The sequence below is a fragment of the Glycomyces tarimensis genome, from assembly GCF_054776215.1.
Genome location: NZ_BAAHCB010000005.1, coordinates 28,623 through 40,061, shown reverse-complemented (window position 1 = coordinate 40,061; position 11,439 = coordinate 28,623). Strand labels below are relative to the sequence as shown.

Below are 11,439 nucleotides of genomic sequence, written 5' to 3'. Positions count from 1 at the left end.
CCAGGAGGACTGCCACGGCGTGACCGTCGTGGTCGACTCCGGGCGGGGCGAGCCCGCCGTCGGCTGCGCCGACGACCCCGGCAACGGCATCGAGGCGCTCACCCAGGCGGGGTTCGCGGTGACCGAGGTGACCTCGTTCCCCGGCGCGGTGTGCCGGATCGACGACTACCCCGAGGCCGATTGCGGCCCGATGCCGCCGGCCGGCGCGTCCTGGTCGTACTGGTACGCCGCCGACGCGAACGACGAATGGACCTACGCGGCCTCGGGCGCGGGCGTGCGCGACCCCGACCGGGGCGAGTTCGAAGGCTGGGTCTTCGGCGACGGCTCGCGACCGCCGACCGTCGCGCCCGGGGACGCGGCCGTCCCCACGGCGCGTCCCGACGCCGAACCGGGCGCCGGCCGGTCGCTGAGCTGGATCGCCGCCCTAGTCGCCCTGGCGGCGATCACCGGGCTCGTCATCTGGCGACTGCGGCGCGACCGGCAAGCGTGAACGCCCCGACTCCGACCCGCCGCCCCGCCCGGCGAGGCGCCCACCCGGTGGCCTGGTGGGGCTGGGCGCTGCTGCTCGCCACCGCCGCCAGCCGCACCGCCAACCCGTGGCTGCTGCTGCTCGTCATCGCCGTATCCGGACTGGTCGTGATCTGGTGCCGCGGCGATGAACCCTGGTCGGGCGCCTACCGGGTGTTCCTGTTCATCGGCGCGGGCGCGATCGCGGTGCGGATGATGTTCTACGTCGTCTTCGGCGGCGCCGACGGCGCGACCGTCCTGTTCGAGCTCCCGTCCATCCGGCTGCCGGAGTGGGCCGCCGGATTCCGCCTCGGCGGCGCGGTCTCCGCCGAAGGCGCTCTGGCGGCGGCGTACGACGGGCTGCGGCTGGCGACACTGCTGGTGTGCGTGGGCGCGGCGAACGCGCTCGCCAGCCCCAGGAGGCTCCTGCGGTCGGTCCCGGCCGCGCTCTACGAGGTGAGCGTCGCGGTGGTCGTCGCGCTGTCGGTCGCGCCGCAGCTCGTCGCGAGCGTCGCGCGCGTCAGGAGGGCCCGGGCACTGCGCGGCAACACCAGGCGCAACCCGGCGAACCTCATGCGCACTGTCGTCGTCCCAGTCCTGCACGACGCGCTCGATCGCTCGCTGGCGCTGGCGGCGGCGATGGCGTCGAGGGGCTACGGCCGCGCCACGGGCATCGCGGCGGCGGCGAGGCGGACGACCTCGGCGCTGCTCCTCATGGGCCTGCTCGGCATGTGCGCGGGGGCGTACGCCCTCCTCGGCTCGGCGACTCCGGGGCCGGTCGCCTGGCTGCTGCTCGCGATCGGCGCGGGCGCGGCCGTCGTCGGCCTCGCGTTCGCCTCGCGCCGGGTCCCGCACACCCGCTACCGGACCGACCGCTTCACTGGGCGCGACTGGGCACTGCTGACGTCGGGCGCGGCCGCCGTGGCGGGGACCGTCCTGAGCGCCGTCGCCGAGCCCGGCACGATCTGGCCGGTCACGAACCCGCTGACGATGCCGCAGCTGCCGATGTACGCCGCCTGCGGGGTCCTCATCGCCGCCGCCCCGGCCATCCTGGTACCGAACACACCGACGAAGGCGGGACGAACATGATCCACTTCGACCGAGTGACCTTCGCCTACGACGAACGCCCCGTCCTCGACGACGTCGCCCTCCACATCCCCGAAGGCGAGTTCTGCCTGCTCGTCGGCACCACCGGGGCGGGCAAGTCGACACTGCTGCAATCGATCAACGGCCTCGTCCCCCACTTCACCGGCGGCACGATGACCGGGCGCATCGAGGTGGCCGGCAGGAGCGTGCGCGAGGCGACCCCGGCCGACCTCGCCGACGTCGTCGGCCACGTCGCCCAAGACCCCCTCGCCGGCTTCGTCACCGACGACGTGGAGCTCGAACTCGCCTACACCGCCGAGCAGCTCGGCCTGCCGCAGGCGACGATGCGCAAGCGCGTCACCGAGATCGTGGACCTGCTCGGCCTCGCCGACGTGCGCGGCAGGGCACTGGCGGCCCTCTCCTCGGGCCAGCGCCAGCGCGTCGCGATCGGCGCGGCGCTCGTGGCGGGCCCCTCGGCCCTCGTGCTCGACGAGCCGACGTCCGCGTTGGACCCGGGGGCGGCGGACGAGGTCCTCTCGGCGCTGCACCGGCTCGTCCACGACCTGGGCGTGACCGTCCTGCTGGCCGAGCACCGGCTCGAGCGCGTCGTCCAGTACGCCGACTCGGCGCTGCTCCTGCGGGACGGCAAGGTCACCTCGGGCTCGCCCGGCGAGATCCTGGCCCACGCCCCGGTGGCCCCGCCGGTGGTGCACCTGGGCAAGCTCGCCGGGTGGCCCGGTCCGCCCGTGACGATCAGGGAGGCGCGGCGCCGGGCCGCGGGCCTGCGGGCGGCGCTGGCGGGGCGGACGCCGCCCGTCCGCGAGCGGCACCGGGCGGAACCGCTGCTGCTGGACGCTCGCGGCGTCGCGGTCGACTATCCGGGGGTGCGGGCGGTCGACGGCGTTGACCTGGCCGGCCGGCGCGGCGAGCGCATCGCCCTCATGGGCCGCAACGGCTCGGGGAAGTCGAGCCTCCTGTGGGCCTTGCAGGGCACCGGGAAGCGCTCGTCGGGCGCCGTCGCGATCGAGGGCCGCGACCCGGCCGCGCTGAAGGCCGGGCTGCGCCGGACGGTGGCGGGGCTGGTCCCGGCCGAACCGGCGGATCTGCTGTACGCCGAGACCGTGGCGCTCGAATGCGCGGCGGCGGACCGCGACGGCGACGCCCCGGCCGGGACCTGCGCGAAGATCCTGGCCGACCTCGTCGAGGGCATCGAGGACGAGACGCATCCGAGGGATCTGTCGGAGGGCCAGCGGCTCGCGCTCGCGCTGGCGGTGACGCTGACGGCGGCGCCGCCGCTGCTGCTGCTGGACGAGCCGACGCGTGGCCTCGACTACCCGGGCAAGGAGGCGCTGGCGACGCGGCTGCGCAAGCTGGCGGACGCGGGGCACTGCGTGATGGTCTCGACGCACGACGTCGAGTTCGTCGCCGAGTTCGCCAGCCGCGTGGTGATCCTCTCGGACGGGCAGGTCGTGGCCGACGGGCCGGCGCGCGCGATCGTCTCGGCCTCGCCGATGTTCGCACCGCAGGTGGAGAAGGTCCTGCCCGGATGGCTGACGGTGCGGGAAGTGGCGGCGGCGCTGGGCGGGTCCGATGACGGCGCCGACTAGCCCGCGCACGGCGATCCGCTGGAGGGCCTCGCTCGCGCTGGGGCTGGCGGCGGCCTTCGGCCTGGTGGCGATGGCGTGGCCGCTGCTCGCCGCTCCCGGCGGGGCCTTGACCGAGTCGACCTCGGGGCCCTGGCTGTTCGCGCTGCTGCTGCCGCTCGTGACCGCGGTGGTGCTGGTGCAGCTCTCGGACGGCGGCATGGACGCGCGTGCGGTGGCGATGCTGGGGGTGCTCTCGGCGGTGGTCGCGGCGGTGCGCCCGTTCGGGGCGGGCGCGGCGGGCGTGGAGACGGTGTTCTTTCTGATCATCTTGGCCGGCAGGGTGTTCGGGCCCGGGTTCGGTTTCATCCTGGGCAACACGGGGCTGTTCGCGTCGGCGCTGCTGACCGGCGGCGTCGGGCCGTGGATGCCGTACCAGATGTTCGCCGCGGCCTTCGTCGGCCTGGGCGCGGGCCTGCTGCCGGGCGCGGGAGCCTCGGCGCCGACGACGCGGGCGGGGCGTTTCGGCGAGCTGGCGCTGCTGCTCGGCTACTCGCTGCTCGCGTCGCTGGCGTTCGGGCTGCTGCTCAACATGTCGTTCTGGCCGTTCGCGTTCACGCAGGGAGACCTGGCCTACGTCCCCGGCGGCGGCTTCGGCGAGAACGTCTCGCGGCTGGTGGCCTACACGGTGGCGACGTCGCTGGGCTGGGATCTGGGGCGGGCCGCCACGACGGCGCTCCTGATCGTCATGACCGGACCGATCCTGTTGCGCGTCATGCGGCGCACGGCTCGCCGGGCGCGCTGGCGCTGATGCCGCGCCGCAGGCTGGAACCGCTTCCACCCTCGCGGCCATGCATCGATCGATGCCGATATGATCCCAGGACCAAAACGTTGACAGGAGTCGATATATGCGACGTGTGGTCATCACAGCCGCCGCCATGGCCGTCATCGGACTCGCCGGATGCGGCGAGTCCCAGGAGGACCCCGAGACGCCCGAGCAGCCCGAGACCGGGCAGGAGGAGGCCCCCTCGTCCTCGACCGCCGAGCAATGGGAGTCGGCCGGGGAACTCGACAACATGCCCGCCGACGTCGCGGCGGGACTCGAGCCGCCGGTGAGCCCCGACGCCGTCGTCACGGCGTTCACCGATGCGGGCCTGGCCGACGGCGAGCCCGTCGAGGTGGGCACCGACGCCGAGCCGTGCGACCACACCGACTGCGTGCGGGCCTTCACGATCGGCGAGGTCACCGTGATGATGTACATGTCCGACGACATGGCCTCGGCCGCGGCCGAAGCGGTCGGCGACGCGCACGCCGAAGGGAGCGTGGTGCTGCACTACGCCCCGACCGAGACCCCGGAAGAGGTGCGCGGGGACTACGAGGCCGCCCTCGCCGATGCACTGGCGCCGTAGCGTGCGGGAGGCCCTCGGCGGCGGCTCGGGCCCGGGTAGGGTGCTCGGACATGAGCGAGCCCTCCTACCTCCGAACGACCCGATCGGCCTATGACTCCGTCGCCGAGGAGTACGCCGAGCGCTTCCGCGGCGACGTGGCGGAGCACCCGCTCCACGGGGCCATGATGGGCGCCTTCGCCGAGCTCGTGCGCGAGTCCGGCTCGATCGCGGTCGCCGATGTCGGTTGCGGCCCGGGGCATGTGACCGCGCACCTCCACGGCCTCGGTCTGGACGCCTTCGGGGTGGACCTGTCGCCCGAGATGCTCGCTATCGCCCGCCGCGACCACCCGGGGCTGCGCTTCACCGAAGGCTCGCTGACCGGACTCGGCATCGCCGACGGTGCGCTCGCGGGCCTCGTGTCCCGCTTCTCGATCATCCACACGCCGCCCGAGCGGCTGCCCGAGGTGTTCGCCGAGTTCCACCGGGTGCTGGCGCCGGGCGGGCGGCTGCTGATGAGCTGCTTCGCCGAGGCCGACGAATCCCAGCTGGCGTGGCCGTTCGACCACAAGGTCGCACTCGCCTACCGGCTCTCGATCGGCCGCGTCGCGGAGCTGCTGACGAAGGCCGGATTCGACGAGACGGCCCGCCTGATCGAGCAGCCCGGCCCGGACAGCCTGCGCGGCTTCGAGTACGCGCACTTCCTGTTCGCCAAAGCGGCCTAGGGGCCGGGCGGGGCGCTCATCCGACGAGCGCCCCGGCCCCCAGGAGCGCCTTGAGGTCCGCCGACAGCTCCACCGACGGGCGCACGCGCCAGGCGTCGCCGAGGGCGAGCATCGTCGTCTTGGGGCCGTTGGCGAGCTGGACGCGCACCTGCGCCTCACCTCGGTGGGTGCGGAAGGTGTCCGAGAGCTTCTCGATGAGCTGCGGGCTGACCGAGGCCGCCCGCAGCGACAGCGTGATCGGCGCCGAATTCGCCTCCGGGCCCGACGAGGTGTCGAGGACGGCCAGGTCCTGGGCGATGAGCTGGGCCGTGCCGTCGCGCCGGTCGAGCTTGCCCTTGACGCAGCAGACCAGGTCGTCGGCCAGGGAGTCGGAGACCATCTCGTAGGTGTTGGGGAAGAAGCGCACCTCGATCGAGCCGGCCAGGTCCTCCAGCGTGGCCGAGGCCCACAGTTTGCCCTGCTTGGTGACGCGCTTGGCCACGTTCTGGAGGATGCCGGCGACGCGCACGTTCGCGCCGTCGGCGACGTCCTCGCCGTGCAGGGCCGCGATGGGCCGGTCGGCGTTCGACGACAGCAGCCGCTCGAAGCCGTTGAGCGGGTGGTCGGAGACGTAGAGCCCGAGCATCTCCCGCTCGAACGCGAGCTTGTCGCGCCGGTCCCACTCCTCGTCGGAGATCGTCAGGTCCACGCCGAGCGTGTCGGTGGACTCGGCCATGCCGCCGAACAGGTCGAACTGGCCGCGCGCCTCCTCCTTCTTGATCGACACCATCGCGTCGATGGCCTTCTCGTGCACCTCGGCCAGGCCGCGGCGGGCGTGCCCGAGCGAGTCGAACGCGCCGGCCTTGATGAGCGACTCGATGGTGCGCTTGTTGCACACCGGCGCGGGGACCTTCTGCAGGAAGTCCTTGAAGTCGGTGAAGGCGCCCTTCTCCTCACGGGCCTCGATGACGCCGGCCACGACGTTCGCGCCGACGTTGCGCACCGCGCCCATGCCGAAGCGGATGTTCTCGCCGACCGGGTGGAAGACGTGGCGGGAGTCGTTGACGTCCGGCGGCATGACGGTGATGCCCATCTTGCGGCACTCCGAGAGGTAGACCGCGGCCTTGTCCTTGGAGTCACCGACGCTGGTGAGCAGCGCCGCCATGTACTCGGCGGGGTAGTTGGCCTTGAGGTAGGCCGTCCAGTAGGCGATCAGGCCGTATCCGGCGGCGTGGGACTTGTTGAACGCGTACCCGGCGAAGGGCAGCATGATGTCCCACAGGGTCTTGATGGCCTCCTTGCCGAAGCCGTTGCCGAGCATGCCCGCCTCGAACTCGGCGTACATCTTCTCCAGGACGTCGACCTTCTTCTTGCCCATGGCCTTGCGGAGCACGTCCGCCTGCCCCATGGTGAATCCGGCGACCTTCTGGGCGATCTTCATGATCTGCTCTTGGTAGACGATGAGGCCGTAGGTCTCGGCGAGGATCTCCTCCAGCGGCTCGGCCAGCTCCGGGTGAATCGGGGTGATCTCCTGGCGGCCGTTCTTGCGGTCGGCGTAGTTGTTGTGGGAGTTCGCCTCCATCGGACCGGGCCGGTAGAGGGCCAGGACGGCGACGATGTCGTTGAAGTCCGTGGGCCTCATGCGTTTGAGCAGCTCGCGCATGGCCGCGCCGTCGAGCTGGAAGACGCCGAGGGTGTCGCCGCGAGCGAGCAGCTCGTAGGCCTTCGGGTCATCGGTGGCGAGCGTGTCCAGGTCGATGTCGACGCCCTTGTTGGCCTTGATCGCCTCCACGGCGTCGCCGATGACGGTGAGGTTGCGAAGGCCCAGGAAGTCCATCTTCAACAGGCCGATGTCCTCGCAGGACGGATAGTCCCAGCCCGTGATGATCGAGCCGTCCGGCCTGGCCCACATGGGGATGCAGTCGACCAGCGGCTGCGAGGAGAGGATGACGGCGCAGGCGTGGACGCCGGCGTTGCGGATCAGGCCCTCCAGTCCGAGCGCGGTGTCGAAGATCTGGCGGACTTCCCCGTCGTTCTCGATGAGGCTGCGGACCTCCCCGGCCTCCTTGTAGCGCGGGTGACTCGGATCGGTGATGCCCGACAGCGGGATGTCGGTGGCGGCCACCGGAGGCGGCAGGGCCTTGGTGATGCGCTCGGCGATCGAGAAGCCCGGCTGGCCGTGGTGGACGCGGGCGGCGTCCTTGATCGCGGCCTTGGTCTTGATGGTGCCGAAGGTGATGACCTGGGCGACGAACTCCTTGCCGTACTTCTCGGTGGCGTAGGTGATCATCTCGCCGCGCCTGCGGTCGTCGAAGTCGATGTCGATGTCGGGCATGGAGACGCGCTCGGGGTTGAGGAAGCGCTCGAACAGCAGCCCGTGCTCGATCGGATCGATGTTGGTGATCTTCATGGCGTAGGCGACGAGCGAGCCCGCCGCCGAGCCCCGGCCGGGGCCGACGTAGATGCCGATGGAGCGGGCGTGGCTGATGAGGTCGGCGACGACGAGGAAGTAGGACGGGTAGCCGGCGTTGATGATGACGCCGAGCTCGAGCTCGGCGCGCTCGCGGTACTCGGCGGGGACCTCACCGCCGGGGAATCGCTCCTTGAGGCCCTCATCGACCAGGTGGCGCAGCCACGAGGCCTGGTCGTGGCCCTCGGGGACCTCGATCGTCGGCATCCGGTCCTGGGCGGTGAAGATCTCGTCGTAGCCCTCGACCTGCTCGGCCACGAGCAGTGTGTTGGCGCAGCCCTGCTGCCAGAGCTCGTCGCCGCGGACGGCGTACATCTGCTCGGCCGAGCGCAGAAAGTAGCCCTCGCCGTCGAACTTGAACCGCTTCGGGTCGTCCAGTGTGGAACCCGACTGGACGCACAGGAGCGCCGAGTGGGTGTCCTTCTGCTCCTCGGTGACGAAGTGGGAGTCGTTGGTGACCAGCGGCGGCAGGCCCATCTTCCGGCCCAGCTCGTACAGCTCGTCGCGGACGCGCTGCTCGATGGCGTTGCCGTGGTCCATCAGTTCGAGGAAGTAGTTGTCGGCGCCGAAGATGTCGCGGTAGTCGCTCGCGGCCTGGTAGGCCGCCTCGGTCTGGCCCAGGCGCAGTCGGGTCTGGACCTCACCGGAGGGGCAGCCGGTGGTGGCGATGATGCCGTCGGCGTGCTCGGCGATGAGCTCGCGGTCCATGCGCGGCTTGTAGTAGTAGCCCTCGAAGGAGGCCATGCTGGAGAGGCGGAACAGGTTCCGGGCGCCGGCGGAGTTCTTCGCGACCATCGTCATGTGCGTGTAGGAACCGGCGCCGGAGAGGTCGTCGGAGCGCTGGCTCGGTTCGCCCCAGAACACGGGCTTCTTGTGGAAGCGGTCGTGGGGCGCGAGGTAGGCCTCGATGCCGAGGATCGGTTTGACGCCGGATTTCTTGGCCGCCTGGTAGAAGGCGTAGCCGCCGTACATGTTGCCGTGGTCGGTCATCGCGATGGCGGGCTGACCGAGCCGCTCGGCCTCGGAGAACAGCGGCCCGAGTTTCGCCGCCCCGTCGAGCATCGAGTATTCGGTGTGCACGTGAAGATGGACGAACTGCTTCGACACGAGGTACTCCCTGACTCACTGCGCCCTATTCAACACCCGGCATCCGACACCGCTCCGAGTCGGCCCGCCGGGGATTCCGGCTCCCTAGCCTAGTCGGCGCCGCCCGGCCGGCGCGCCGAGTCCGCGGCCGCGCCGAGTTCCGGATTCGACGTACCTCCGCCGGAGCCGTCCACAGGTTTCGGGGAGTTATCCACAGGCCGGAAATTCGTTCTTGCCGTGTTCTCGGCATGGGACGGACACTGGTGACATGACGTTGACAGAGACGAAAATCAGCATCAAAGGACCCACGGACCTCATCTGCACCGTCCCGCTGCTGCTGGGATTCCATCCGGAGCACAGCCTCGTCATCGTGGGGCTCATCGACTTCGACCTCCAGTGCACCTTCAGGGTCGACCTGCCCGGCTCGGCCGAGCACATCGAGCACCTTCGTGACCTCACCGCCCAGTTGTGCCGCAACGAATGCGACGCCTCGGTGCTCATCGCGTACGGCGAGCAGGAGGTCGCCGAGGCCGCGCTGGAGCGCACCGCGCTGCGCCTCGACGCCGCCGGGATCAAGCCGCTCGACCGGATCCGCGTCAGCGACGGCCGCTGGTACAGCCTCGACTGCGACCGCGCCTGCTGCCCGCCCGAGGGCGAACCGGTGCCCCAGAGCACCGCGGCCTCGTGCGAGGTCGCCGTCGCCGGCTGCCACGCCCTGCCCGACCGCGCCGCGGTCGCGGCCCAACTGACGCCGGCCGAACCGGACCGCCGCGCCGCCGTGGCCTCGGCCGTGGAGGCGATCCTGCTCGCCGAGACCGAACTCGACTGGGCCGAGCAGCGCGGTCGCGATCTGTGCGCCGTCGACCACTGGATGGGCTCCGAGGAGCTCCCAGGGGCCGACGACATCGCCACGCTCGGGCTCGCGCTCGGCGACCTCGACATCCGCGACTACGCGATCGAGCGCATCGGCTCGGGCCGCTTCAAGGCCAATCGCACCGATCTGTGGGTCTGGATCGCGCGGCATCTGGACGATGACCTGGTCGCTCCGGCGGCCACGGTCGCCGCCTTCGCCGCCTACCGGTTCGGCAACGGCGTCCTGGCGCTCGAGGCCCTTGAATCGGCGCTGCGGTCCAAACCGCACTATCGCTTGGCGCAGATGCTGATGGCCGCGCTCCAGGCCGGCATCCCGCCCGGCGCGCTCGAGGGAATCGGCCGTGGCATCGCACAGGAGCAACGTGATGGCTAGTCTGGTGGTATGGGAAGAACCCCGAGTAGTTTCGCCGCGATCTTCCTCGTCGGTGGCCGCGCCAGAAGGTTCGCCGGAACCGCCAAGAGCGAACTGGTCGTCGACGGCGCCACCATTCTCGAGCGGATGCTCGCCGCCTGCGGCGGCGCCGCCGCGCGGGTGGTCGTCGGCTCGAGGCCGGCCTCCGCCGCGCCGCTGCCGCGGGACGTGGTCTCGGTGCTGGAGGATCCTCCGGGCTCGGGCCCCGCCAGGGCCGTCGCGGCCGGACTCGATGCCTTGTCCGACGAGCACGAGCGTGTGGTGATCCTGCCGGGTGACTTGCCGTTCCTGTGTCCCGAGGCGTTGGACCTGCTCATGGCCCGAGCCGAGGAGGCCGGAAGCGATGCCGGAGCGGTGTTCTGCGACGACGCCGGCCGCAGGCAGTGGCTGTGCGGCGTCTGGCCCACCGAAGCGGTGCGGCGCAACGCCTCCAAGACGCTCCCGGGCGATCCGGCGCGGGCGCTGTTCACCGGGATCAAGGTCGAGGGTGTGCGCTGGCTGCACGATGGACCGCCGCCGTGGTTCGACTGCGACACGCCCCAGGACTTGGAGCAGGCGAGGGCGTGGGCGGTCGCCTGCCAGTTCAAGAACGCCGGTGACTGACCGGAGCCGCTGAGCGGCCCCGGTCAGGCGACGCCGTACTCGCTGAGCAGGACGCCGGTCCGCCAGACGGTCAGGACCACCAGCAGCGCCAGGATCGCGGCGAAGCCCACCCAGTGCAGGACCCTCCGCCGGCCCTTGGGGGTGAACGCCAGCACCGCTCCGCACAGCAGGCCGCCGACGAGGCCGCCGAGGTGGCCGGTGATCGAGATCGACGGCACGATGAACGTCAGCGCCAGGTTCAGTCCAAGCAGGACATAGATGCCGTTGTTGTCCCGGCTCAGGCGCCGATTCACCAGGATCAGCGCGCCGAACATGCCGTAGATCGAACCCGAGGCGCCCGCCGACCAGATCTCGGGCGAGGCGAACAGGTACGTCGCCACGCTCCCGGCCAGGCCGGAGAGGAGGTACACGGCCAGGAACCGCAGTGAACCGAGGTCACGCTCCAGGACACGGCCGAGAATCCACAGCACCACCATGTTGAACAGCAGGTGGATGGCGCCGAAGTGCATGAACGTGGAGGTCAGCAGCCGGTATTCGCCGCCGGCGGCGACGGTGGGAAGGAGGTAGAGGTTCCCGAACAGCTCCACCTGGGCCTGTGCGGGGCGCGAGTACTCGGCCAGCGCCAGATGGAGCTCGGTGATGGCGCCGCCGACCGCGCCCATGCCGCCGACCAGGAGCGTGAGCACGAACATGGCGACGTTGATGCCGATCATGGCCTTGGTGACCGTGC

General features: G+C 71.3%; 10 protein-coding genes. 8 read left to right on the top strand and 2 right to left on the bottom strand.

What is annotated here, in order from left to right:
- The 6 genes from ACYVK3_RS05795 to ACYVK3_RS05770 all read left to right on the top strand — a co-directional run.
- On the top strand, positions 1-490 hold a 490-nt coding region (locus tag ACYVK3_RS05795; RefSeq protein ID WP_460496334.1), incomplete at its 5' end, for a hypothetical protein.
- On the top strand, positions 487-1,596 hold the full coding sequence (locus tag ACYVK3_RS05790) for a CbiQ family ECF transporter T component (RefSeq protein WP_460496333.1): 1,110 nt from the start codon (positions 487-489) through the stop codon (positions 1,594-1,596). The genes ACYVK3_RS05795 and ACYVK3_RS05790, both read left to right, overlap by 4 nt.
- Complete coding sequence (locus ACYVK3_RS05785; protein WP_460496332.1) at positions 1,593-3,200, top strand: ABC transporter ATP-binding protein; 1,608 nt, start codon at positions 1,593-1,595, stop codon at positions 3,198-3,200. The genes ACYVK3_RS05790 and ACYVK3_RS05785 overlap by 4 nt, the downstream gene beginning before the upstream one ends.
- A complete protein-coding gene (locus ACYVK3_RS05780; RefSeq protein ID WP_460496331.1) occupies positions 3,184-3,987 on the top strand; it encodes an ECF transporter S component in 804 nt (267 codons plus the stop codon). The genes ACYVK3_RS05785 and ACYVK3_RS05780 overlap by 17 nt, the downstream gene beginning before the upstream one ends.
- A 97-nt stretch (positions 3,988-4,084) precedes the next feature.
- Positions 4,085-4,585, top strand: coding sequence for a hypothetical protein (locus ACYVK3_RS05775; RefSeq protein WP_460496330.1), 501 nt, complete (start codon positions 4,085-4,087; stop codon positions 4,583-4,585).
- Between the two features lie 50 nt (positions 4,586-4,635).
- Positions 4,636-5,286: a class I SAM-dependent DNA methyltransferase gene (locus ACYVK3_RS05770; protein WP_460496329.1), complete on the top strand. Its 651-nt coding sequence runs from the start codon at positions 4,636-4,638 to the stop codon at positions 5,284-5,286.
- Positions 5,287-5,302: 16 nt separating this feature from the next.
- On the opposite strand, the gene dnaE is transcribed toward ACYVK3_RS05770, so the two are convergent.
- On the bottom strand, positions 5,303-8,842 hold the full coding sequence (gene dnaE / locus ACYVK3_RS05765) for a DNA polymerase III subunit alpha (RefSeq protein WP_460496328.1): 3,540 nt from the start codon (positions 8,840-8,842) through the stop codon (positions 5,303-5,305).
- Positions 8,843-9,089: 247 nt separating this feature from the next.
- Between dnaE and ACYVK3_RS05760 the strand changes: the two genes are divergently transcribed.
- Positions 9,090-10,067, top strand: a complete 978-nt coding sequence (locus ACYVK3_RS05760; protein WP_460496327.1) for a DUF4192 domain-containing protein — start codon at positions 9,090-9,092, stop codon at positions 10,065-10,067.
- A 9-nt stretch (positions 10,068-10,076) separates the two neighbouring features.
- Positions 10,077-10,709 (top strand): molybdenum cofactor guanylyltransferase, encoded by a 633-nt coding sequence (mobA, locus tag ACYVK3_RS05755; RefSeq protein ID WP_460496326.1) that lies wholly within the window; start codon positions 10,077-10,079, stop codon positions 10,707-10,709.
- Positions 10,710-10,732: 23 nt separating this feature from the next.
- Here the strand turns inward: mobA and ACYVK3_RS05750 are convergent.
- Positions 10,733-11,439, bottom strand: a 707-nt coding sequence (locus ACYVK3_RS05750) for a rhomboid family intramembrane serine protease (RefSeq protein WP_460496325.1), incomplete at its 5' end; no start/stop codon positions are given.